The following is a 23,975-nucleotide window of genomic DNA, read 5'->3' on the forward strand; positions in this document are numbered from 1 at the left end:
ACAGCGGCGCATGCGGCACCGTCGTTGACACGGACCGTGACACGAGCACACGTAGCCGCCGGCTACTTCGTCAGCAGCGCGTAGGCTCCGGTCCAGCCTTCCGGCGGGGGATCGATCTGGAAATTCTTGATCCGGGCCTCGTAGAGCTTGAACAGCTTGTCGAGGGCGTCGGCGTCCTCGCTCTTGCGGCCGCGCTCGATCGCGTCCAATGCGCCCTGCCAGTCGCGGCTGCGGTAGCAGCCGAGCATCTCGATGGTGATGTTGCGCAGGCGCTGGAAGGCGCCCGAATGCATCACGTCCTGGCGGCCGGCGACGGCGTAGATCACCTCGGGCTCGGTCTTGCCCTTCACCATGATGAAGTCGAGTTCGAGGATCGCGAACCTGTCCTTGGCGGCGAGCGCGGTGCGCGAGCCCACGATGACAGGAAAGCCGTATTCCTTCGACTGTCCTTCCAGCCGCGAGGCCAGGTTCACGCTGTCGCCCAGCACCGAATAGTTGAACTTGCGGTCGGATCCCATGTTGCCGACCACGCCGGCGCCGGTGTTGAGGCCGATGCCGACATTGAGGGGAATGTAGACATGGCCGCCCTCGGCCGCCTCCTGCTCGCGCTCCTTGTTGACCACGTCGATCTGCTCGAGCATCCGGATCGCGGCCTCGCAGGCGTTGATCTCGTGCTCGGCGTCGTCCAGCGGCGCATTCCAGAACGCCATGATGGCGTCGCCCATGTATTTGTCGATGTAGCCCTTCTGCTCGATGATCACGTTGGTCAGCGGCGTCAGGAAACGGTTCATCAGCGCGGTCAGGCCCTGCGGATCGTGCTTGTAGGTCTCCGAGATGGTGGTGAAGCCGCGCACGTCGGAGAACATGATCGTCATCTCGCGCTCCTCGCCGCCGAGCACGAGCTTCTCCGGCGCGAGCGCGAGCTGCTCGACCAGCACCGGCGACATGTATTGCGCGAACATGCCGCGGATCTGCACCCGCTGCCGCTGCTCGCGCACGAAGCTGGCGAAGATCAGCGTCAGGTAGATCGCGGTGGTCGACAGCAGCGGATAGGTGAAGTCGATGAGGTAGCGGTACTGCGAATAGAAGAACCAGGACACGCCGATCAGGATCGCGGCGAACATCGCACCCGCGAGCACCAGCCGCACCGGCCCCAGATTCGGCGTGAAGATGATGACGAGCAGGCCGATCACCAGCGCCGCGATCAGTTCGATGCCGAGCGCGTAGTTCGGCAGCGAGATGACCGCGCCGCTCAGCACGCTCTCCAGCACCTGGGCATGGATCTCGACACCGGGCATGGTCGAGGACACCGGCGTGGTCTTGATGTCGTTCAGCCCCACCGCGGAGGTGCCGATCAGCACCAGCTTGCCCGCGATCTTGCTCGGCGAAACCGTGTTGTCGAGAACGTCGGCGGCCGAGACGTAGATCGAGGGATCCTGGCGGGCATAGTGCACCCAGACCTGGCCGTTCTTGTCGGTCGGGATCTCGACGCCCTTGAGGCGCACCGCCCGTACGCCGGTCTTGTCGGTGCGGACCAGCAATGTCGGCGTGCCCGTCACCACCCGCAGGATCTCGAGGCTGAGCGAGGGCATGATGTTGCCCTGCGCGCGCATGATCATCGGCACGCGGCGAATCAGACCGTCACGCTCGGTCCTGATCGTGAACAGGCCGCGGCCGGCCGCCACCTTCTCGATCTCGGGCACGTTGCGCAGCAGGCCGGGGAATTCGAACAGGAAGTCCTCCGCGCCCTCCTCGCCGATCGTGGCGACACCCGTGAAGGGAAGCGACTTGTCGATCTCGGCCGAGATCGCGCGCTGGCCGGTCTCGCCCAGCACCACGCGCGAGCGCTTGATCGCTTCCGAGAGGATCTGGTCGTTGGTCGGCAATTCGCGCAGCTTGGCGCGGGTGGCGTCGTCGAGATAGCGCATCTGACTCGCGACGAGGTCCGGATTGAGCCGGTCGGCCTCCGAGAACACCACGTCGAAGCCGATCGCGACCGCGCCATTGTTGGTGAGGTTGATGATCATGTCCGCGATGCGTGTGCGCGGCCACGGCCACTGGCCGAGCTTGGCGAGACTCTTATCGTCGATGTCGACGATGGTCACCGGCCGCGCCGCCTTCTGCCGCGGATCGATCAGCTGGAACATGTCGAAGGTGCGCAGGCGCAATTCCTGGATCGGCGGCGGATCCCACAGGCGAATCCCGGCAAAGCCGATCAGCAGCACAAGGCACATCAGCCGCGCGAAACCGAACTTCCGCGCGAACCATCGCTGCAAGATCTTCAGACGCCTCATCCGGTCGAACTTCCTGCCTTGCGTCACGCCGCGCTCCGATCATGGAACGTCCGCTCGCGATTGGCTATTCCCTGGCTGCGCTGGATGGAGGATTTTTTGCCGCGGTCAAGATCCGGGCCCGGCGACGTCGGGCCCGGCCGACATCACGCGAGGTGGTTGCCGAAGATGAAATCGCTCGCGTGGAGGTTTGCGGCGAGCACGTTCTTCAGCAGCAGCGATTCGTGCTCCCTGACCGGTCCGTTGCCGGACTGACCGATGTGCTGCTGCCAGGTGACCAGCGTGCCGCCGGCTTCCTGGGTGATGACGAGATCGTTCAGGGAGCTGACATCCGAGAACTGCCGCAGGTCGATCTTGTCGAGGCCGGTCTCGAAATCGTTGATGGTGTGCTGGGCATTGCCGCCCGACGTGCCCGGTGCGAACACGAACTGATCCTGGCCACCGCCGCCGATCAGCGTATCGCCCGTTTGGGTCGCGAAGATGACGTCCTTGCCGCCCGTACCCTGCAAGGTGAGGCCGGTGCCTCCGGTATCGCTGAAGATGAAATTCACGGTGTCGTAGAGGCCGGTGGTGGTGTCCTTCACGGTCAGCGTGATCTGGTCGGTGGCCGGCGGCGTCTGGCCGGGATGGTAGGTGACGCCGCTCTCCAGCGCCGCCTCGACATCGTCCAGCGAACCCGACGTCAGGGCCAGCGCCGCACTGGTTTCCGACGCATGCGCGGTCGTCGCCGTCACCGTAAAGCTGTCCGTCGACGCGCCGGAATCGGTGTCGAAGAGATGAAGACCGAAGATCGCGTCGGTGTGGGTCTGGCTGTCGTGCAGGAGGTGGACGCTCGCGGTGCTGATGACCGGTCCGCCGACGGGCGCGGTGACGTCCGTGCTGATCGTGGCGGTATCGGCCGAGACCGGGGTCGTTCCGCCGGTGCCCGTGCTGGTGAGATCGATCGTGACCGGCGTGGTCGCCGTCACCGCGCCGGTATAGGTGTTGTCGAGGGCATGGACGCCGAGCGAACCGGGCGTACCGGTATAGCCGTCGGCCGCGACGAACCGAATCAGCGTATCGGGGCTCAGCACGAGTCCATGCGTATCGCTGACCGATGCGATGTCGACCCACTGGCCGCCGACCTCGTATTGCCAGACGCCCTGCGCGGCCGTCGCCGCATCGGACGTCACCACGATGGCCTTCAGGCTCGCGCCGTCATCGACGTCGTGGAAGCCGTTGGCGAAGAGCGTGCTGATCTTGCTGCCGCTCGGATCGCTCTGATTGCTGGCGACCGAAGCCAGCGTCGCATCGTCGAGCGTCGGCGCGTCGTTGGTGCCGGCGATGTTGATGGTCACGGTGCCATTGCCGGTGCCGGTCGGCGTGTGGCCGTCGCTGGGAACGATGGTGTATTGCAGCGACAGCGTCTCGCCGAGGGCGAGGAAATCGAACGCCTGGCTGCCTGAATTGAAATTCCAGGTGAACTGGGCGTGCGTGGCGGTGCCGTTCAAGATGTCGCCCGACTGCACGGCCAGATAGTTCAGCAGTTGCGCATTGGTCAGACCGTCGACGCCGTCGGTCTGCAGCACGCCGTCGAGATAGACGGAGACATGGTCGAGCGCCACCGTGACGTGGTCGGTGGCATCGGCGTCAGACACGGTCAAGGAGCCCGTCGCGGTCAGCCCCGCATTCGTCTCGGTCAGGTTGGCACCGGTACTGTCGCCACTCTTGGCGCTGATCACCGGCGCGTCGTTCGCGCCCGCGATCGTCACGGTCACCTGGGCCGTGTCGGTCCCGCCATGGCCGTCATTGAGCGTGATCGTGGACACGACCTTTGCGGTCTGGCCTTGGCCGAGGAAGTCCAGCGAACCGTCGGCGATCGAGTAGGTCCAGCCGATCGCGCCGTTGTTCGTGTTGCCCGCCTGCTGCAGCGTCAGGGCATGCTCGAGCGCGGCGGTCTCGTCCGGCGTCAGCGTCAGATGGGTGGTCTGATCGGTGTCGAGCCAGGTCACGGTCTGGGCGGTGATACTCGCCGTCGGCCGGTCGGTCAGGTCGATGTCGGTGAAATGGATGGTGCCGGTCCCGCCCGACGCGGGGTCGAGCGTGGAGGAGCCGGTCGTGGCCGCAAGCTCCGAGAAGTTGACGCTCGGCGAGGCCTCGGCCGCGACGAAGGCCGGCGCGTCGTCCACCGCGTTGTAGGTGATGAGCGTGCCGCCATGGCCGTCGCTGCTGCCGGCGAAATGCGCGTTGCTGTAGTCGCCGATGAGCTTGAGCGTGATGCTGTGGCCGTAGGCGTCGCTCACGACGAGGTTGCCGGTCGCCGCGTCATACGTCGCCGTGGTGCCGCCGTCATACTTGATGGTCGACAGATCGATCTTGTCGGTCGCGGCGAAGCCCGCGATCGACCCGCCGAAGCTCGACGTGTCGATCTGGAGTTCGGCGCCTCCGCCGCTGCCGAAGGTGATCGTCTGCGACACCGTGGCGTCGACCTCCAGCGTCGCACCGGAATCGATCGTGACCGAGCCCGAGCCCGACAGCGAACCGAACAGCGTGAGGGTCCCGCTATGGACCTCGATCGCACCGGTATTGACGATGGTGCCCGAGATCGAGGCGGTGCCCCAGGAATTGATCGCATTGGCGTTGTCGATGCCCAGCCCGGTCCCGAGCACCGAGGCGCCGTCGAGCAGATCGATGACGCCGTCGTTGACGATCGTGGACAGGTTGCCGAACACGCTGGTGCCGGCCACGGTCCAGGTGCCGTCGGCCTCGTTGTTGAAAGTGGCGGTGCCGACCGCGATATTGCCGTTGATGTCGCCGCTGTTGTTGATCGTGATGGCGCCACCGAGCTCGAAGATGGCATAGGTCGTCGAGGTCACGGTCGCGGGATCAGCAAGCCCGACGGTCCCGGAATTGTCGACGGTTGCGGTGCCGGTCGCGTTCTCCAGGATGAGGATCGCGGCGTGGCCGTCGGCGCCGACGACCGATCCGGTGTTGGTGATGTGCGTGGAGCCGGTCGCGCCCGTGCCGTTCTGGCTGACGACGATGCCGTTGAGGCTGGTGCCGGTGAGATCGCCGTCGTTGACGATGGTGACATCGCCCGCGCCCGTCGCGAACGCGGCGAGGCCGACCGCGCCGGTCGCGGAGCCTTCGTTGGTGACACTGACATCGCCACCGCCGTGGTTGAAGGCGCCGATCGCCGTCCCCGAAGCCGTGATCGACGACAGTTCACCGGTCGTGATCGTGACGTCGCCGACGCCCCAGGTGAAGGCATCGATGCCGTAACCCGCATCCGCGGTGATCGTCGCATCGCTCGTGACGGTGACGTTGCCATTGACGGCGCTCGAAGCGGAGGAGTTGCCGCCGGGCTTGTAGCCGACGATGATCGCGCCCGGCGTGGTGCCGTCATTGTTGAGGGTCGTGCCCGAGTGGATCGTGCCGTGGGCCTCGACGGAAATCGTGCTGTCGACATCGGCCGCGATCGCGGTCGCGTAATTGACGGCAACGATGCCGGAGCTGCCCGAGGTGATGCTGTCGCCCTTCGCCATGGTGACGCTGACGTCACCCTTGTCGATGCTGTAGGCGATGATGCCGTAGCCGTTCGTGCCCGTCACCGACGCATTGGCGCCGAGCGTCACGCTGACATCGCCGGTCCCGCCGCTGAGCGCCTGCGCCCTGATGCCGTCCTCGGCTGCGACGATCGTGGTGGCGGCGCCGTCGCTCACCGTGACGTCGCCGTTCCCGTAATTATAGGCGTGGATGCCGTAACCCGCCGCCGCGGTGATGTCGGCCTGGTTGTTGACGACGACCGTGCCGGTCACACCGGTATTGGCCGTGGTGCCGTTCTTGGAGCCGGTGTAGCCGACCTCGATGCCCGCCGGCGCATTGCCGCTCTGGTTCGGGCTGCTGCCGGAATTGATCGTCCCGGACGCATTGATGGTGATGGTGCTGCCATCAGACGCGTCGAGAGAGGTCGCGCGATTGACCGCGACGATGCCGGAGCTGCCCGACGTGATGACACTGCCGGCCTCGGTCGTGACCGTTTCGCTGCCGGTGCCGTAGCTGCGCGCCCTGATGCCGTAGATCGAGCTTCCCGTGATGGCGCCGCCGGCATCGATGGTGATGTCGCCGTCGCCGAGGGTGTTCGCATCGATGCCGTAGGCGCCGCCCACGGCACCGCCGAGCTGGGTGATCGAGATGTCGCCGTCGTTGGCGCTGTTGAGATTCTCGACGAGCACGCCAACCGAATTCGCACCGGTGCCGGTTGCCTTGCCGGTGACGTTGTCGACGGTGAGATCGCCGGAGCCGGTGGCGCTGTCGCGCAGCCAGATGCCATGACCGGCGAGACCCGTGACGTTGCCGGTCGCGGTCAGCGAGACATCGCCGGTGCCGTTCTGGGTGACGGCAATGCCGTTGGCCGCTCCCGTCAGCATTCCCGTCGGCGTGAGGATGATATCGGCGGGCTTGGCGGATGTACCGCCCGATGCCGTGAAGTCCAGCGCATCGCCGCTCGACGTCGTGATGTCGGCCGCGCCGGTGATCGTGAACGTGCCGCCCGTCGAGGACTGGCCCGCGATGGTGCCCGTGAAGCTCTGCCCGGTGACCTTGTCGAGCTGGAGCGTATCGATGCCACCGGCGAACGTAATGGTCTGAGCGGTTGCTCCCGCGAGTTCGAGGGTCGCGCCGTCGTCGATGATCAGCGAGCCGGTGCCGCTGAGGCCGCCGGACAGGTTCAGCGTGCCGCCCTGCACCTCGATGGTGCCGCTGTTGGTGACGGCAGCCGAGATCGTGGAGCCGGTGACGCCGTACAGATTGCCCGAATTGTTCAGGCTGCCGCCGTTGACCGTGACGCCCGCGAGATAGAGTTTCGACGTGCCATCGACCGTGATCGTCCCGCCGGCATTATTGACGACGACGGTCGTGAGCTTCAGCGTGCCGCCGTTGACGGCCTTGAGATCGGCGGTGTTGACGATCAGGTCGCCGGTAACGTCGAGTTCGCCGCCGCTGGCCTGGATCAGCTTGTGATTGGTCAGGGTGTGGAGCACGGCCGGGTCGATCGTCAGCGTGCCGCTGGTGACTGTGATCGTGCCGGTGTTGGTGATGTCGCCGTTGTTGATGGCGCTGACGCCGGTCGATTCCAGCGTTCCGGCAATCGTCACGGTGCCGCCGTCGATGGTCGCGCCGACGAGGTCCAGCGTCGAGCCGGCGTCGACGGAAACCGTACCGCCGGTGTTGTCCACCGTCATCGAGATCAGCTTCAGCGTGCCGTCGCCGATCGCGGCCAGTGTGCCGGTGTTGGTGACGGCCTGACCGTTGATGTCGAGTTCGCCACCGTTGGCCTGGAGCGTGCCTTCATTCGTCACGGTGGCGGTCGAGGTGGTGGTCGCCACCAGCGCCAGCACGCCACCGATCGCCTCGATCAAATAGCTGTTCCGGATGTTGGCATTGGTAATGGTGGTGGTGCCGGAGGAATCGAGCGTGCCGGATACTTTCAGCGTGCCGCCGGTCAGGCTGGCGCCGGCCAATGTCAGCTTCCTGCTCGCATCGACCGTGACGGTTCCGCCATTGGTGATCGCCGAGCCGGACACGGTGGCATCATCGAGCGTCAGCGTGACACCGTTTTCGACCGTGACGGCGCCCTTGTTCAGCGTCGCATTGCCGTCGATCGTGCTGTCGCCGGTGACGTCGATCGTGCCGCCCAGCGTGCTGCTGTAATTGTTGATCGTGCCGCCGGTGATCTCGGTGCCGGACAGCGTCAGCGTCCGGCCGTCGTCGATCGTGACGGTGTGACCGGTGTTGGTGAGGACGTCGTCGAGCAGCGTCGCGGCGCCGGCGATCTCCAGCGTGCCGTTGTTGGTGATCGCGCCCTTGGCGGTGGCCGAGGCGCCCTGGATCTTGGCGCCGCCCGTCAGCTTGACGGTGTTGTCGAGCGCGATGCCGGAATTGTCGGTGATGACGCTGCCGGACACGGTGATGCCGTCCAGTGTCAGTTCGGCATCCACCGTGACCGCGGCAACGCTGAGCGTGGCACCGCCGTCGATCTTGCTGGCACCGGTCACGTCGATCGTGCCGCCGCCCTTGATGGTGCCGCCGCTGATCGTGGCGTCGTCGAGGTTCAGCGCCGCACCGGCATCGACGATGAGATTGCCGGTGTTGGCGACCGAGGAGCCGTTGTCGAGCGTCAGCGCGCCGTCGGTGAAAATCTCGATCGTACCGGTGGCCGCGTTGGTGATGGTCTCGTTGGCGAACTCCACCGCTCCCTTGACGTTGACCGTACCCGAATTGGTCAGCGTGCCGTTCTCGACGAGGCTGGTGCCATCGAGCTCCAGCGTACCCGCGATGGTGACCGTGCCGCCATCGACCGTCGCGGCATTGACGATCAGCAGCGTGCCGGTATCGGCCTTCAGCGTACCGCCGGTATTGTGAATCACGGCAGCCGTCGTCAGCGTGCCGCCGGACAGCTCGATCGTGCCGGAATTGGTGATCTTGGCCCCGCTGGCGAAATCGCCGCCGCCCGCGAGCGTCAGATAGCCGGCGTTGGTCAGCACGCTCGTGTCGAGGATCTCGGCCTTGCCGCCGATCGAGATCGTGCCGAGCGTCGTGTTCGTGAAAATCGAGTCCGCGCTCATGTTGAGCGCCCCGGCGATCGTCAGCGAACTCTTGTTGATCACTTCCGGCGGAGGGCCGCCGAAATCGTTCATCGTCACCGAATTGGCGTAGGCCGGCGCATCGATCGTCACCGGATAGGACGGCGTCAGCCCGTGCAGCTGGTCGGTGATGACGATGACGTCGTCACTGATGGTCGGAACGGTGCCGGTTTCCCAGTTCGCCGCGTCCTTCCAGAAGCCGCCGGCCGGAGCGCCGGTCGCGTTGGTCGCGATCCACACCACCGCCGGAGCATCGGTGCCCGTGATCGTGACGGTGATGGTCTGCTGCGCGGTCGCGCCCTGCGAGTCCTTGACCGTCACCGTGTAGATGAGCGTCAGCACTTCGCCCTTCGGGATGAAGTCGGCGAGATAGACGGGCAGATCGGCCAGCGACCAGTTGATGGTGCCGGTGCCGCTCCCGGTGCTGTCCGCACCGCTCGCGATCGCGACGGACATCGCATTCTGGAACACCGCGAGCGGGCCCGGCGGCACGGTGCCGTCCGGAAGGCTCGCGCTGGTGAGCTTCACCGAGACCGTGTGCGTGTCGGTGAGATCGACATCGGTGAAGGTCAGCTTGCCCGAGGTCGGCACCTCGCTGGTGAGCGGACCACCCGGCACGCTGGTGCCGCCGGAGAAGATGATGGTCGGAACGCTGGTGGTGATGACCGGCTTGTCGTTCGTGCCCGTGATCGTGATCGTGATCGGGATGAAGGCCGTCTCGGGGCTGACCGCGAAATTGTTGTCGACGCGGATCACGTAGGTCAGCGTCAGAGTTTCGCCCTCGGCGAGGAAGTCGAAGGTGTGGTCCAGGACGGAGTAGGTCCAGACCGCCGAGCCGTTGTTGGCGTTGCTGGCGTCGGGGACGACGGTGATCTTGATCTGCGCCGCCGCGATGTCCTGCTTCTGAAGAGCGTTGAGTGAGCTGGTGACGTCCTGCTGGCTGGCGTTCTTGTAGACGTAGTTCGGCGCATCGGCGAGATTCACGGACGCCGTCGGCCGGTCGCCCAAGTTCTGGTCAACGAAGGTGATCCGGCCCGAGATCGTATCGTAATCACTGGTATCGCCGGTATGGCCCGTGAGCTCGGTCAGCGCGAACGCCGTCTTCACATTGCCATTGAGATCGAGGCTTCGAGACTGGGGCGCGCCCGGAAACCGGTTCGCGGCCCCGGGAAGCTGGTTGGCGTTCTGCGAACCCGGCTGAACGAGGTTGGTGAACACCGCGGTCGCGGTGGCCCCGCTCTGGGTCTTGATCAGGATTCCGTCGCTGGTCTGCGTGATCGTGTCGGTGAAGTTCGTGGTCAGCTTGGTGTTGGTGTTGGTGTCCGTGAACTTCAGCGTGAACACGTCGGTGATCAGCTTCTGCACGTCCGGCGACAGCAACGCATTGGTGACCGAGACGTTGCCGCCGCTGATCTGGATCATCTGGCCGGCCTGATTGACCGTCGCGATCGGCAGCAGCGTCGTCTTGTCGAACAGGATGTAGGAGCCGGTGGTGCCGTCGGGCTCGACCAGCACCTGGAAATTGGCCTGCGGCTGCGGATCGCCGCCGCCGGAGGGAATGACGAAGTTGATCTGGGTCAGCACCGCCGTGCCGCGGATGCCCATGGTGGCGACGGGCGTGTCGATCTTCATGTCGCCGTGCTTGGCGGTCTCGCCGGCGACGAAGGTGATGGTGCCCGCGACCAGGCTGAGCAGCGAGGAATTGCTCGACCCGTTGGGGTCGTACACCATCTCGTTCAGCACCATCCGCGCGTTCGACGACAGGCCGAACACCGTGCCGTCGATGAAGGTGATGCCGAGCGTGGAGTCCGCGCCGGTCGAGACGGCGTCGCCCTTCTCGACATTGTCGCCGTTGTTCAGGACGATCGAGACGCCGTTGCGGACCGCGGTCGCGCTGCCCGAGAGCTTGGTGACGTGACCGATGACCTGCGCGGCGGCGGCGCCGGGCGCAGCCTGCGCGTACTGGACGTGACCCGTGAGCGCGTTGACGATGTCGCCGGTGAGATGCGCGCCATCGGGCGATGCGAGCGCCGCCCGCTTCTCGCCCTTGAAATAGTCGTGAACCACGAACTCGCGATCATCGTGCGACAGCACGAGATCGACGCCGGCGCGCTTGAACTCGCCGTGAAAGATCAGGTTGGGATCGGGAACCACGAACGCGCCGGCCGGCACGTGTCCGTGGGACTTGGCGGAAAAGGAATCCACATGGACATAGGCGGGCGAGCGGGAACTCTCGCCATCCAAGGAAATCGCGGCGTCAAATTTGCCAGCGTAATTCAACCGGGCACCGTAAAAGGGTTAATATTTAAATAAGTATCGAGCGCCTAAGCTTGCATACCATTACCAAGTCCTTAGCGAAACAGTCTATTGCTTGTGTGATTTCGCGTGACGAGGCTATGGGTCCAGAGGCGGGGCCTCTCGCGGGCAGACAAATCGAAGTAATCTTTCGAACGTTTGCAAGTATAGCTACGATCAACTGCGCCCATTTCAGACTATCCATTGTAATCCGCTGTATAAATTCAGCGGCGGATATTCAGGTCACCTTCCTATCGCAGTGCCCCACCGCATCCTGGGGCAAAAAAGGGACAAAATCTGTGACCCAACTAACAGAACCCGTGAAAAAGCGGGTCGTTAGCCATAGGGACGGATTCGGAACCTCCACAACTTCCGCCTGCAAATCGTTCGATTTCACGGCGTGCGTGGCTCTCCGGCCACGCCATTCCTAAAATTTTAAGGACCCAAGCGAGCGCCGTTTCAGCCTGTTCGGCGGTTTTGGCAGCCCCAGCCCGGCGCGTTAAGCAGACCCAAACCGCCCGTCTCGCACCATCTCCACGAAAGCAACAAAGCCCGGCGCGCGCAGATCAAGGCGATCTGGCGAAGCCGGAAGGGGATGTCAGATGGAGACCGCTGCTCACAGGCGTGCCTGGTGGACAGTCCTTGTTCTGTGCGGATCGATGCTGCTCGGATCGGCCGCCGATCTTCGGGCCGGCACGCTGCTGTCGCCAGGCTCGGCAGCGTTGGTGCGGAAATCGGCCGAGCCGTTCGGCGTTTTCGCCTTCGCCATCTCCACCGGCAACCTGCACCAGAAATGGTTCGCGCTGAAGGACAAGCTCGACGGCGACATGGTGCAGCTCGCGCTGTGCGACGGCGACCGCGACAATTGCGCTTCGCCCGCCGCCCTGAAGCTGCTCGCCATCGTGGACCAGGCCCGCACCCGCGACGGCCGCGCGCGGCTGGGCGAAACCAATCGCGCCATCAACCTCGCCATCAGGGCCGCGAATGACGGCGCCGACGACGTCTGGAGTACGCCGCTCGCGACCTTCCAGCGCGGCGCCGGCGACTGCGAGGACTATGCCATCGCCAAGCTCGCCGCGCTTCGCCTCGCGGGCGTCGCGGCCGACGACCTTCGTGTCGTCGTGGTCCGCGACATCCGTGCCGGCGCAGACCATGCCGTCGTTGCCGCCCGTCTCGACGGCCATTGGCTGATGCTCGACAACCGCCGCATGGCGATGGTCGAAGACGAGGATGCGCGGACCTACCAGCCGCTGTTCGTACTCTATCCGTCCGCCGTGATGCGATATGTCGACGAGCCCGTGCAGGCATCGGGATCGGCCGGCCGGCAGGTGTCGCTGATCACCGCCAACGCCGAGGCGCGCTGACCATCTCCCGGCGTTTCGCCGAATCATTCCGCCACAAACCCATTTCGCGCCGCGATCCGGGACGCTAGCATGGCCCCCACCATGCTGGGGGACGAGCGGAATGCGATTCATCGTGCTGACTGTGCTGGCGCTGCTTGCATTGCCGGCGACGCCGGGTTTCGCGCAATCCGGCAGTTCCGACCGCTCCATCGCCGACAAGCTGCCGCTGTTCGCCAAGAACAATTGCCAGCAGAACCGCGATCCCGCCAATCAGATGTTCTGCGGTGACGCCGAGCTCGCCGCTGCCGCGGAAAAGCTGAGCTCCGCGATCGAGGCCCGGCTCGCCCGCCTGCCCGATCGCCTGCCTGCGATCGAGGAGAACGCGATCTGGATCCGGCAACGCAGCCTCGGCTGCGGCATCATCGGCCAGGCCGCGGTCCGCTACGACGATGCCGACCGGATCAAGGCCTGCCTCCTCAAGGTCACCGAGGAGCGCGCCGCGATGCTGCGCGATCCGGATTTCGACTGTCTCGCGGCCAACACCGCGGCCGGCGCGCTGATCTGCGCAGACCCTTCGCTGGCGCTCGCCGAGACCGAGCTGAACGCCGAGGTCCTCGGCCTCATCAACAAGCTGGACCAGACCGCGGCGCGCTTTGCCTTCGCCGAATACGGCCGCTGGACGCGGGAGCGCGACCGGAAATGCAATCTGGTCGGCAAGGAGAACGTGCCGCTCCAGGAGCTCTCGCCCGCGGAGGATTGTCTGTCCGACTACCTGAAACGCCGGACCGCGGAGATCGCCGCCGCCAAGGGTGATCCGAAGAAGGTGTTCGGCCGCCAGGTCGCGGCCAGGTCCCCCGACACCGACGCCGTCGATTTCTGCGCCGCGCGGATTCACGCGGCCAATTCCTGCGGCAATTTCATCCGCATCAACCGCGTCTCGGCGATCGACAGCCAGGTCGGCGAGCACGATGCACAGGTCACCGGCGAGATCGAGATGGTCGTGCTGGCGCCCTTCACCGCCTGCAGCAAAGTCGCCTCGACCTGCACGGGCGCCTGCTGGAACCTGCAGCTCGGCCGCTCGCAGCCGGTCGCCGAGGCCAAGCCCAACGCCCGCGAGGCGTTCAACGTCACGCGCCGGCTCCGCATCCAGCGCACCTTCGCTTTCGTGAAAGCCGCCGACGGCTGGCGATGCCGCGAGGACGAGCTGGCGCCGGTGAATTCAGGTATTTCCAGCGGGGGAACCTAGGTCCCCCTTCACGGACGGCCGCGGCGCCATCATCTCTGAGGTGACCGCATTTGCGGCAACGCGATTCACGGTGCCGAAACATCTTCGGGTCATGGTCGCGCGCATGTGAAACCGGATGGTGTGGCCGTCATGAAGCCGGACAAGTCGGCGCTCGAAGTCCGAGGGTTAACGAAGCATTTCGACCGCCCGGCGGTCGACAGCCTCGATCTCACGATTCACGCCGGCGAATTCTACGCCCTGGTCGGCCCCAACGGCGCCGGCAAGACCACCACCTTGCGCATGGTCGCCGGCCTGTTGCGGCCCGATGCCGGCGCGGTCTCGATCTTCGGCATCGATGCGCTGCAGAACCCCATCGCCGCCAAGCAGGTGATGGCGTGGGTGTCCGACGAGCCGATGATCTATGACAAGCTCACGCCGCTCGAATATCTCGAATTCGTCGCCGGACTGTGGGGCATCGCACCCTCGGTCTCGGAGCCGGTCGCGCAGGATCTCCTGAGCTCGCTCGGGCTCGGGCCGCACCGGCACGAACGCTGCGAGGGCTTCTCCAAGGGCATGCGGCAGAAAGTGGCGCTCGCCGGCGCGCTGGTGCACGATCCCCGCCTCATCATCCTCGACGAGCCGCTGACGGGACTCGATGCCGTTTCCGCCCGGCATGTGAAGGGCCTCCTGAGCGAGCGCGTTCAGGCCGGCTGCACCATCATCATGACCACGCATATCCTCGAGGTCGCCGAGCGCATGGCCGATCGGATCGGCGTGATCGCATCGGGCCGCCTCGTCGCCGAAGGCACGCTCGCCGAGCTGCGCCAGCAGAACGGCCATGCCGACACCAGCCTCGAGGATCTCTTCATCGCGCTGGTGACGCTGCAGGCCGCCGCATGAGCAGCGCGACGGCGCTCTCCTGGTTTGCCCGTCACGAGCTGAGGCTCGCCTGGCGCGAATGGTTCGCCATGATCACGGGCGGACGGCGCAAGCGCACGCGCGCCGCCGTCATCGGCCTCACCTTCTTCGCCGCGCTCCTGCATCTGCCGGCCTGGGCCGTGATCGGCCGCTTCGCGGACCTGCAGCTTCCGCTCGACAAATCCTCGCTGATCGTGATCTCGGCGACGATACTGCTGGCCTGGACGCTGATGCTGTCGCAGGCGATCGAATCGGTGACGCGGGTGTTCTACGCCCGCGCCGATCTCGACCTGATCATGTCCTCGCCCGCGACGCTGGCCAATCTGTTCTCGGTCCGCATCGCCTCGATCGCGCTCACCGTCACGGTGATGGCGCTGCTGTTCTCGACGCCCTTCGTCGACGTGCTGGTGATCGGCGGCGGCGCGCGGTGGCTCGCGGCCTTCGGCGTGGTGATCGCGATGGGCCTGTCCGCCGCGGCGATCGCGATCGCGGTGACCATCCTCCTGTTCCGGCTGATCGGGCCCGCGCGGACGCGCTTCGTGGCCCAGATCCTGGCCGCGATCATCGGCGCGGGCTTCGTGATCGCGCTTCAGGTCGCCGCGATCATCTCCTATGGCACGCTGTCCCGCTTCACCATCCTGACCTCCGATGCGGCGGCCGCCTACGCGCCCGGCATCGACAGCATCTGGTGGTGGCCTGCGCGGGCGACCATGGGCGACAGCGAAGCCCTGTTGCTGCTGCTCGCCGGCGGGCTTGTGCTGCTCGGAAGCGTCATGGCGATCTTCTCCAACCGTTTCGCCGACACTGCGATCGATGCCGCCGCCCATGGCAAGACGGGACGGCGGATTGCGAAGGAACGTCCCTTCCGTGGCGGATCGCGCCAGCAGGCGCTGCGGCGCAAGGAATTCATGCTGCTCTGGCGCGACCCCTGGCTGATCTCACAGACCCTGATGCAGCTGCTCTATCTGGTGCCGCCGGCGCTGCTGCTCTGGCGCAGCTTCGCCGACAGCTCGGCGGCGCTGACGCTGATCACGCCGGTGGTCGTGATGGCGGCAGGACAGCTCGCGGGCGGCCTCGCCTGGCTGACGATCTCGGGCGAGGACGCGCCCGACATGGTCGCGACCGCGCCGCTCTCGCCTTCCAGCGTCATCCGCGCCAAGATCGAGGTGGTGCTGATCGCAATCGCCGTCATCTTCGGACCGCTGGTCGCGGTGCTGACATTCGCCTCGGCCTATCAAGCCGCGATCACGGCAGGCGCCGTCCTCACCAGCGCGGCCTGCGCCACCGCGATCCAGCTCTGGTTCCGGGTCCAAGCCCGGCGCAGCCAGTTCCGCCGCCGCCAGACCTCCTCGCGGCTCGCGACCTTTGCCGAAGCGTTTTCATCGATCGGCTGGGCCGCCAGCGCAGCGCTGCTGCTCGCCTTGCCCATCGCCGGCCTCGTCAGCGGGCTGATCACCGCGGGCCTCGTCGCCATCACCTGGAAGTTCAGCCCGCGCAGGGCGTGACGGGTGCGACACTGACGCGCTGTTGATCGCGATCTGTTGGCGATGCGCTGCATTGCACGTTAGACTTCCCCGACGTCATCGGGGACGGATTCATGTGGCGACTTGTTTCGGCGGCTCTGGCCCTGTTCGGCGCGTGCCTTTCGCCTGCCCTCGCCCAGCAGCCCCAGCGCAGCGAATGCCTGGCGATGGCGAACGCGCCCCCCCGCGCGATGCCGGTTGCGTTCCGGCAGGCCGCCGGCGCGGCCGAGGTCGAGATCACCTATGCCGGCCACTCCACCTATTTCATCGACACGCCCGGCGGCGTGCGCATCGCCACCGACTATAGCGGCGCCTATCAGGTCGGCCGGCTGCCCGACGTCGTCACCATGAACCGGGCCCACAGCACCCATTACACACTGGCTCCCGACAAGCGCATTCCCCATGTGCTGCACGGCTGGGGCGAGGACGGCAAGCCGGCGCTGGTCTCCGAGCGCATCGGCGACACCTTCATCCGCAACGTCACCACCGACATCCGCCGCTATTACGGCGACGATGCCGGCGCCGACATGATCCGCGACGGCAACTCGATCTTCATCTTCGAGGTCGCCGGCCTCTGCATCGGCCATCTCGGCCACCTCCACCACAAGCTCGACGACAGCCATTTCGCCCAGATCGGGCGGCTCGACATCGTGATGGTGCCGATCGACGGCACCTACACGATGTCGCTCGACGGCATCTCCGAGATCACCAAGCGGCTGCGCGCGTCCGTGGTGCTGCCGATGCACCGCTTCGCCACCCCGCTCGACGAATTCATGCGACGCATCGGCCAGCAGTTCGAGATCGACCGGCGCACCGAGCGCTCGCTCCGGATGTCGCGCGATGCGCTGCCGGCGACGCCGACGGTGATCATTCTCGACGGCGTCTGAGGCGCAATTTTCTCCAAGCGAGCATCCGTTCGTTCGTGCTGATCTGTCCGGCAACCAGGAGATCGGCATGAGTGAATTTGCGAGGCTGCTGCACGCGGATGGTCCCAACCCCGAGCACGCGGCGGCGCTGCAGCTCTACGGCCGATTCGTCGGCGATTGGGACGCCGAGATCACCGCTTACGCACCGGATGGAGCGAGGCACTATACGCGCGGCGAGATCCATTTCGGCTGGGTGCTGGAAGGCCGCGCCGTGCAGGACGTCTGGATCATCCCGCGCGCCGAAGGCCGCCCCGCTTTTCCGATCACCGGCAACTGGTACGGCACGACGCTGCGGGTCTACGATCCCGCCATGTCCGCGTGGCGGATTTCATGGTTCGATCCCGGCCGCGGCGTGTTCCGCCAGCAGATCGGACGCGCCCATGGGGCCGACATCGTGCAGGAAGGCACAACGGATTCCGGCGAACTGACACGCTGGAGCTTTACGGAAATCACCGCGGATTCCTTTCACTGGCTCGGCGAGAGCAAGCCGGCGCGCGCGACCGATTGGCGGCGTGCGGTCGAGGTCAGGGCCACGCGCCAGAGGAATTGACGATGGCGCCGGTTCGTCCGCGGTGAAATGCGTGGGTTGCGCGGCGCGCGCTAGCCAGTTGCCGACGAGATGCTAGGCTCCCCGAACAAGACACATCAGGGAGCGAAACGCCGATGGCTGCCAGCGGATTGCCCGCCAATGCGAGCGGGCTGTTTGTCGATCCGCGCGAGGACTGGCTCGCGCTTCATCATGAGGAGATCATCGATCCGGCCCGGCCGATCGTCGATCCCCACCACCATCTCTGGAATCGCAGCCAGCGTTATCTGATCGAGGAGATGGCCGCCGACATCGCCACCGGCCACAACGTCATCGCCACCGTCTATGTCGATTGCCGCTCGATGTACCGGGCGCACGGGCCGGAGGCGTTGCGGCCCGTCGGCGAAGTCGAGTTCGCCAATGGCGTCGCCGCGATGAGCGCGAGCGGTGCCTACGGCAATGCCGCGATCTGCGCCGGCATCGTCAGCCACGCCAATCTGCTGCTCGGCGACGCGGCGAAGCCGGTGCTGGAGGCGGAGATCGCCGCCGGCAACGGCCGCTTCCGCGGCATCCGGCATTCCTCGGCCTGGGACGAAGACCCCAAGGTCGCGGGCATGTACGCGAACCGGCCGAAGGGATTGCTGAAGGACCCGGCCTTCCGCAAGGGCTTTGCCTGTCTCGCGCCGCTCGGCCTGAGCTTCGATGCCTGGCTGTTCCACCCGCAGATCGGCGAGCTGACCGAACTCGCGCGCGCCTTTCCCCACACCCGGATCGTGCTCGACCATTGCGGCGGCCCGGCCGGGGTCGGCCGCTTCGCCGGGCGTAGCGACGAAGTGTTCGCGCAATGGCGCGCGTCCATACGCGAGATCGCGACATGCGAGAACGTGGTGGTGAAGCTCGGCGGGCTGGCGATGTGCCTGCTCGGCTACGACTTCCATCTGCGCGAGAGGCCGCCATCTTCCGAGGAGCTCGCTGCGGCCTGGCGGCCCTATGTCGAGACCTGCATCGAGACGTTCGGCGCAAGGCGCGCGATGTTCGAGAGCAATTTCCCGCCCGACAAGGGCCAGTGCAGCTACCAGGTGATCTTCAACGCCTTCAAGCGCATCGCAGCGCCCCTGAGCGAAGCGGAGAAGACGGCACTGTTCTCGCGGACGGCGGCCGACGTCTACCGGCTCGAACTACCGTCGTGACGCGAAAAAGGGGCCGGGATTGTGATCCCGCCCCCTCTTCCGTCGTGGTCGCTGGGAAGCGTCCTGGAAAACTCTATTGCCTCGGCGAGATCAATCCGGAACGCCGCTGCGGGCCGATCCGGACATGCTCTAGCCGGCACCCATGAGCGTTGCGGGCCGGCGCTCGCCGGGCGAGAGGAACATCCGCTTCAGCTTGTTGACGACGCGCACCATGAAGCCGATCATCGCGGGATTGGTCTTGCGGCAGAAGGCGATCTTCTTGACGTGACCCTCGACGTGCCATTTGGCATGGGCGCCGTCGCGGAAGAAGATCACGTCGCCGACGCCGTAGCGCTTCGGCGGCATGCCGTCGCTCTCGAGCACGATCGACCCTTCCAGGATCATGATCGTCTCGTCGAAATCATAGTACCAGTTGAAGCGTCCCTCGGTGCAGGACCAGATGATGGTCGAGGCAGTGCCGTCGGCGCTGGTCGACAGAATGTGCGAGTGAGCCACCGGGTTGCCTTCGATGATCCAGGACGGCTCGATCGGCCGCAGCTCAAGATCCACGTTGCAATTTCCGGTTTCAATCAATGCGCGCGACATCTGCAACCCCAGGAACGGAATATAATTGGCCGGGTTTGAGTCCCGGACTTCGAAATAGATGCGCCGAACGCTAGTCGCCGGCTTTTAATTCTTTGTTACGCGAGTCTCGACAATCAGCCGCAAGTTGCACGTGCGGAGCGACTGCCGTGGCGATTTTTCCGAGAAATTCGCGCCTGTGAACCCGCCTTCAGCCGGGTGCGACAAAATGCGCGAAACGAGCTGGAAGGAACCGCGCCGATGTCCCTGAACCCCGAGGTTCTCGCTGCCGACCGCGAGGTCGCCGCGTGGTTCGGCAGCTTCCGCATCTCCTTCGAGCCGGACGAGGAACTTTGGTTCCGCATCGACGGCATCGATGATCCCCAACAGATCGGCGGCGACGGATCCGGCGGCACGTTCGTGCTGCTGCCGGCGCAGACGATCCTTTACGTCTCGTCTGGCGGCCGCGCCGGGGTCATCGCGGACAGCTTCGAGGCGTTCATCCAGCTCGTCATCGCCTGTCCCTATTGGCTGGACATTCTCGAATTCTCCGTCGGCGGTGACCTCGCGGAGATGCGGCGCGCGGCCGCCGCGCTGGAAGCGACGCTCGATAACGAGGACGAGATCAACGAGGCCCGCGAGGAAATCCGCCTCGCACTGGAGCTGTCCGAACCCGACGATCCCGTCGGCGCACTCTATGACGCGGTCGCTACATCCGCCACCATCGTGCGGGCGACGGACGGCAGCCCGTTCACCACTCTGTTCAACCGCTTCAGCATCGACAAGAATCCGACGCTGCGTCACGCGGCGGCATGAAGCTCTGAAATCTCACCGTGACACGCGAGACCTCATCCTGAGGAGCCCGCCGGCGGCGGGCGTCTCGAAGGATGGGCCGCAGAGAAGGCCGTGGACTTACTTCGCCCACTCGCCCTTGCGGAACACCGGCACCTTGCTGCCGTCGGCGAGAATGCCGTCGATGTCGGTCTCGGACGAACCGATCATCCAGTCGATGTGGATCAGGCTCTGGTTGCCGCCTTGCGCGGCGATCTGCTGCGGCGTGAGCTGCGCGCCGTTGACGAAGCACTTCGAATAGCACTGGCCGAGCGCGATGTGCGACGCCGCGTTCTCGTCGAACAGCGTGTTGAAGAACAACAGCCCGCTCTGCGAGATCGGCGAGGAATGCGGCACCAGGGCCACTTCGCCGAGCCGGCGCGCGCCCTCGTCGGTGTCGAGCACCTTGTTCAGCACCTCCGCGCCGCGCGAGGCCTTGGCATCGACGATCTTGCCGTCCTCGAAGCGCACAGCGATGTTGTCGATCAGCGTGCCCTGGTAGGATAGCGGCTTCGAGCTCACGACATGGCCGTAGACGCGGCGGCAATGCGGCGTGGTGAAGACCTCCTCGGTCGGAATGTTGGCGTTGCAGCTGATGCCGTTCTTCGAGAGCGAGGCGCCGCCCTCCCACTCATGGCCGTCGGCAAGCCCGATGGTGAGATCGGTGCCCGGCCCGGAATATTGCAGCGCGCGGAAGCGCTGGCCGTTGAGCCAGTTGGTGCGCTCACGCAGCACCGCATTGTGGGCCGCCCAGTTGCCGGTCGGGTCCTCGCGATCGACGCGCGAGGCCGCAAAGATCGCGTCGGCGAGCTTGCCGACCGCGACGTCTTCGGAATCGTTGGGGAACACCTGCTTCGCCCAGGACAGGCTCGGATAGGCGATGATGTTCCAGTTGGTGTCGAAATTGACGATTTTCTCCAGCGCGGGCTGATAGGCCATGGAATTGGCCTTGCTGGCGCGCGCCACCTTCGACGGATCTTCGTTCGACAGCAGCATCGGATTGTCGCCGACGATGGCGAGCCGCGCGGTGTTGTCCGAGAATGCCTTTGCCATGCCCTCGTATAGCCAGCCGGCCGCACGATCGAAGCTGTCGTCGCGGCCGTGGCGGTAGCGCGCCAGCGTCATCTCCTCGTCCGACAGGATCGGCGTCACGATTCCGGCACCGGCCTTGTAGGCATGTACGGCGATCCGCCGCACCAGGGGCAGCGCGATGGCGGGCGCCGTGAGAAGAAGGTCCTGTCCCGGCCGCAAGCCCAGGCCCACCTTCACCGCCACCTCGGCCAGCCGGTCGAGTTTCACGGGATCGATGGGAGTGGAAGAATTGCGCTGCTCGGTCATGCCAGGTCCTCTGCGGAAAGTCTCGATCTCATTTAAGTCTATCATTTCACGGCGCAATAGCGCGAGCATCCTGCGCCACGCGGAAGATACGAGGTTTCGTGCGTTTTGGTTTTCAACGCGTTGCCGATTTCAGCACGCGATCCACCATCGCCGGCGCAAGCCCGAGGTAATTTTTCGGTGAGGTCAGCGCCTCAATCGTGGCGCGATCGATTCGGGCGGAAATGCGCGGATCCGCCGACAGCGCATCGGCCAGCGCGAGACCCTTCTCGTTGGCGAGCCGGCAGGCATCATAGACCACGTCATGCGCCTCCTGCCGGCCGATCTGGGGCGCAAGCCCCATCATGACAGCTTCCGCCACGATCAATCCGCGGCTGATCGCGAGATTGTCGCTCATCCTGCTTTCGTCCACGATGAGGCCCGCGAGCGCGAACTTCGCCTGATGCAGAGCGCCCGCGGTCAGCACGAAGCTTTCCGGGATCGCCATCCATTCGGCGTGCCAGGGGCCAGTGGCGCGCTCGAAATCCTGCACCATGGCATCGAGCATCAGGCCGGCGTGCTGGCGCACCGCCTTGGACGCCGCGAGCATCAGTTCCGAAGAGATCGGGTTGCGCTTCTGCGGCATGGTCGATGAGGCACCGCGTCCCTTGACGAAGGGCTCATAGACCTCGGCAAATTCGGTCGAAGCCATGATCATGATATCGAGCGCGATCTTGCCGAGCGAGCCTGTGACCAGCGCGAGGAAATTGACCGCCTCGGCGAAGCCGTCGCGCGCGACGTGCCAGGTCGAGGCGGGCACGCCGAGCGCCAACTCGGCGCAGAGCGCTTCCTGCACCTCGAAGCCCTTGTCGCCGAGCGAGGCCAGCGTTCCGGCCGCACCGGCGAACTGGCCGACCAGGACGCGCGGTTTCAATTGCGCGAGCCGTTCGGCGTGACGATCGAACATCGCGAGCCAGATCGCGGTCTTGTAGCCGAAAGTCACCGGCAGCGCCTGCTGCAGATGAGTGCGGCCCGCCATCGGCGTGTCGCGATAGCGTCGCGACAGATTGGCGAGGATGCGGCGAAGCTCGGCGATGTCGGCCTCGATGATCTCGAAGGCCGCGCGCAGTTGCAGGACCACGGCGGTGTCCATGATGTCCTGCGTGGTCGCGCCCCAATGCACGTAGCGGCCGGCATCACCGCATTGCTTCACCATCTGATGCACCAGCGGCAGGATCGGATAGCCGACGATGTCGGTCTCCTGCCGCAGCAGGTCGAAGTCGAGCGCGGAGACATTCGTCCGCGCCGCGATCGCTTCGGCCGCGGCTTGCGGAATTACGCCGCACCTGGCTTCCGCCTTCGCCAGCGCCACCTCGACCTCCGCATAGCGCGCGACGAGCGCCACGTCGGAGAACACCTCCCGCATCTTCGGCGTCCCGAAGGCATCGCGAAACAGGATGGAATCGAGCACGGTGGTGGCGGCGGGAAAGGCTGGCATGGGCGCTTCTTCGTGGTTGGTGCTTCGTGTGGGGAATAGCTTACGCGGGATGGCGAGCCGAGCAATCAACATTCACAGTTCGACACACAGCCGGCATCGTCCTGGCGAAAGCGGGGACCCATTCCTCCCAGAGAGACTCGAAGCGAACACCAGGCGTTCGGCACGCTTGCCGACGACACCCGATGGATTCCGCGGAATGGGTCCTGGCTTTCGCGAGGACGACAACCAGGAGATCATCCTGTCCAAATTTTAATTCAGCGCGCTTGCCGAGTTGCACTATCACTGACGTGCGCGGCGGGAGCTGCCGCGTGACGAGGAGACCACAATGTTGAAATCGTTTCGCTTCATTGCCGGAGCTTGTGTGCTCGCGGGCCTGTCGGCCACGACGCTGACCGAGGCGTCGGCGGCGCCGATCGGCCAGCCGCTGGCGATGACACGCCCTGCGTCCGGACAGATCGAACACGTTCGCTGGTACGGACATCGCGGCTGGGGCGGCGGCGCGTTCGTCGGCGGCCTCGCGGCCGGCGCGCTGATCGGCGGCGCCATCGCGGCGCCCTACTATTACGGCTCACCTTATTATTATGGACCGGGCTACCCGCCGCCGCCCGCCGCCTACGGACCGCCGCCCGACGGCGACATCGCCTACTGCATGCAGCGCTACAAGTCCTACAACCCGAACACGGGTCTGTATCTCGGCAACGACGGCAGGCGTCATCCCTGCCCGTAGCCGGCAGGGCCGACCGGCCGCACGATCGGCATTTGCCGACAAGTGCACTCGCCTCGCGAAAGGCCGCCATGCCCGGGCTTGTCCCGGGCATCTTCGTTCTCGGCGCGAGGAAGCCAACGCAGCTTGCTGCGGGGCGCGGATGACCGGGAAGAGCCCGGCCATGACGTCGTGGCGGCTTAAGCGC

Annotated in this window: 14 protein-coding genes; 9 read left to right on the top strand and 5 right to left on the bottom strand. The window is 65.6% G+C overall.

Annotated elements, in window-relative coordinates; genetic code table 11:
- Positions 1 to 62: 62 nt before the first annotated feature.
- Both QM712_RS17895 and QM712_RS17900 read right to left on the bottom strand, forming a co-directional pair.
- Positions 63 to 2,294 (bottom strand): CHASE2 domain-containing protein, encoded by a 2,232-nt coding sequence (locus tag QM712_RS17895; protein ID WP_415024497.1) that lies wholly within the window; start codon positions 2,292 to 2,294, stop codon positions 63 to 65.
- A gap of 143 nt (positions 2,295 to 2,437) precedes the next feature.
- Positions 2,438 to 11,158, bottom strand: coding sequence for a VCBS domain-containing protein (locus tag QM712_RS17900; RefSeq protein ID WP_415024446.1), 8,721 nt, complete (start codon positions 11,156 to 11,158; stop codon positions 2,438 to 2,440).
- A 653-nt stretch (positions 11,159 to 11,811) separates the two neighbouring features.
- On the opposite strand from QM712_RS17900, the gene QM712_RS17905 reads away from it, so the two are divergent.
- The 7 genes from QM712_RS17905 (at position 11,812) to QM712_RS17935 (ending at position 18,860) form a co-directional block, all read left to right on the top strand.
- Entirely contained in the window at positions 11,812 to 12,573 is a 762-nt protein-coding gene (locus QM712_RS17905; RefSeq protein WP_415024447.1) for a transglutaminase-like cysteine peptidase, read from the top strand.
- A 100-nt stretch (positions 12,574 to 12,673) separates the two neighbouring features.
- The gene (locus tag QM712_RS17910; protein WP_415024448.1) at positions 12,674 to 13,798 is read left to right on the top strand and encodes a lysozyme inhibitor LprI family protein; all 1,125 of its coding nucleotides are present in this window, start codon (positions 12,674 to 12,676) and stop codon (positions 13,796 to 13,798) included.
- A gap of 129 nt (positions 13,799 to 13,927) precedes the next feature.
- The gene (locus QM712_RS17915; protein ID WP_415024449.1) at positions 13,928 to 14,677 is read left to right on the top strand and encodes an ABC transporter ATP-binding protein; all 750 of its coding nucleotides are present in this window, start codon (positions 13,928 to 13,930) and stop codon (positions 14,675 to 14,677) included.
- Positions 14,674 to 16,200 (top strand): permease, encoded by a 1,527-nt coding sequence (locus tag QM712_RS17920; RefSeq protein ID WP_415024450.1) that lies wholly within the window; start codon positions 14,674 to 14,676, stop codon positions 16,198 to 16,200. The genes QM712_RS17915 and QM712_RS17920 overlap by 4 nt, the downstream gene beginning before the upstream one ends.
- 92 nt (positions 16,201 to 16,292) lie before the next feature.
- The gene (locus tag QM712_RS17925) at positions 16,293 to 17,105 is read left to right on the top strand and encodes an MBL fold metallo-hydrolase (RefSeq protein ID WP_415024451.1); all 813 of its coding nucleotides are present in this window, start codon (positions 16,293 to 16,295) and stop codon (positions 17,103 to 17,105) included.
- A gap of 67 nt (positions 17,106 to 17,172) precedes the next feature.
- Complete coding sequence (locus QM712_RS17930) at positions 17,173 to 17,694, top strand: hypothetical protein (RefSeq protein ID WP_415024452.1); 522 nt, start codon at positions 17,173 to 17,175, stop codon at positions 17,692 to 17,694.
- A gap of 113 nt (positions 17,695 to 17,807) precedes the next feature.
- Positions 17,808 to 18,860 carry an amidohydrolase family protein gene (locus tag QM712_RS17935; protein WP_415024453.1) on the top strand — a complete coding sequence of 351 codons (1,053 nt, stop codon included), beginning with the start codon at positions 17,808 to 17,810 and terminating at the stop codon, positions 18,858 to 18,860.
- A gap of 129 nt (positions 18,861 to 18,989) precedes the next feature.
- Here the strand turns inward: QM712_RS17935 and QM712_RS17940 are convergent, their stop codons facing one another.
- Positions 18,990 to 19,445 carry a cupin domain-containing protein gene (locus tag QM712_RS17940; protein ID WP_415024454.1) on the bottom strand — a complete coding sequence of 152 codons (456 nt, stop codon included), beginning with the start codon at positions 19,443 to 19,445 and terminating at the stop codon, positions 18,990 to 18,992.
- A 237-nt stretch (positions 19,446 to 19,682) separates the two neighbouring features.
- On the opposite strand from QM712_RS17940, the gene QM712_RS17945 reads away from it, so the two are divergent.
- A complete protein-coding gene (locus QM712_RS17945) occupies positions 19,683 to 20,237 on the top strand; it encodes a hypothetical protein (protein WP_415024455.1) in 555 nt (184 codons plus the stop codon).
- A 96-nt stretch (positions 20,238 to 20,333) separates the two neighbouring features.
- Here the strand turns inward: QM712_RS17945 and QM712_RS17950 are convergent, their stop codons facing one another.
- Both QM712_RS17950 and pcaB read right to left on the bottom strand, forming a co-directional pair.
- Positions 20,334 to 21,590 carry an aminopeptidase gene (locus QM712_RS17950; RefSeq protein WP_415024456.1) on the bottom strand — a complete coding sequence of 419 codons (1,257 nt, stop codon included), beginning with the start codon at positions 21,588 to 21,590 and terminating at the stop codon, positions 20,334 to 20,336.
- Positions 21,591 to 21,702: 112 nt separating this feature from the next.
- Positions 21,703 to 23,064 carry a 3-carboxy-cis,cis-muconate cycloisomerase gene (pcaB, locus tag QM712_RS17955; RefSeq protein ID WP_415024457.1) on the bottom strand — a complete coding sequence of 454 codons (1,362 nt, stop codon included), beginning with the start codon at positions 23,062 to 23,064 and terminating at the stop codon, positions 21,703 to 21,705.
- Between the two features lie 325 nt (positions 23,065 to 23,389).
- Between pcaB and QM712_RS17960 the strand changes: the two genes are divergently transcribed.
- Complete coding sequence (locus tag QM712_RS17960; RefSeq protein ID WP_415024458.1) at positions 23,390 to 23,791, top strand: BA14K family protein; 402 nt, start codon at positions 23,390 to 23,392, stop codon at positions 23,789 to 23,791.
- The last annotated feature ends 184 nt before the right edge of the window (positions 23,792 to 23,975 follow it).

The organism is Bradyrhizobium sp. (genome assembly GCF_047605465.1).
In the GTDB taxonomy this organism is placed as follows: Bacteria; Pseudomonadota; Alphaproteobacteria; order Rhizobiales; family Xanthobacteraceae; genus Bradyrhizobium.

What these genes read in the sequence shown, in the direction of transcription:
- QM712_RS17960 (WP_415024458.1), top strand. Translation starts at nt 23,390, where the DNA reads ATGTTGAAATCGTTTCGCTTCATTGCCGGAGCTTGTGTGCTCGCGGGC.
- QM712_RS17910 (WP_415024448.1), top strand. Translation starts at nt 12,674, where the DNA reads ATGCGATTCATCGTGCTGACTGTGCTGGCGCTGCTTGCATTGCCGGCG.
- pcaB (WP_415024457.1), bottom strand. Translation starts at nt 23,064, where the DNA reads ATGCCAGCCTTTCCCGCCGCCACCACCGTGCTCGATTCCATCCTGTTT.
- QM712_RS17915 (WP_415024449.1), top strand. Translation starts at nt 13,928, where the DNA reads ATGAAGCCGGACAAGTCGGCGCTCGAAGTCCGAGGGTTAACGAAGCAT.
- QM712_RS17930 (WP_415024452.1), top strand. Translation starts at nt 17,173, where the DNA reads ATGAGTGAATTTGCGAGGCTGCTGCACGCGGATGGTCCCAACCCCGAG.
- QM712_RS17945 (WP_415024455.1), top strand. Translation starts at nt 19,683, where the DNA reads ATGTCCCTGAACCCCGAGGTTCTCGCTGCCGACCGCGAGGTCGCCGCG.
- QM712_RS17920 (WP_415024450.1), top strand. Translation starts at nt 14,674, where the DNA reads ATGAGCAGCGCGACGGCGCTCTCCTGGTTTGCCCGTCACGAGCTGAGG.
- QM712_RS17950 (WP_415024456.1), bottom strand. Translation starts at nt 21,590, where the DNA reads ATGACCGAGCAGCGCAATTCTTCCACTCCCATCGATCCCGTGAAACTC.
- QM712_RS17925 (WP_415024451.1), top strand. Translation starts at nt 16,293, where the DNA reads ATGTGGCGACTTGTTTCGGCGGCTCTGGCCCTGTTCGGCGCGTGCCTT.
- QM712_RS17935 (WP_415024453.1), top strand. Translation starts at nt 17,808, where the DNA reads ATGGCTGCCAGCGGATTGCCCGCCAATGCGAGCGGGCTGTTTGTCGAT.
- QM712_RS17905 (WP_415024447.1), top strand. Translation starts at nt 11,812, where the DNA reads ATGGAGACCGCTGCTCACAGGCGTGCCTGGTGGACAGTCCTTGTTCTG.
- QM712_RS17940 (WP_415024454.1), bottom strand. Translation starts at nt 19,445, where the DNA reads ATGTCGCGCGCATTGATTGAAACCGGAAATTGCAACGTGGATCTTGAG.
- QM712_RS17895 (WP_415024497.1), bottom strand. Translation starts at nt 2,294, where the DNA reads ATGAGGCGTCTGAAGATCTTGCAGCGATGGTTCGCGCGGAAGTTCGGT.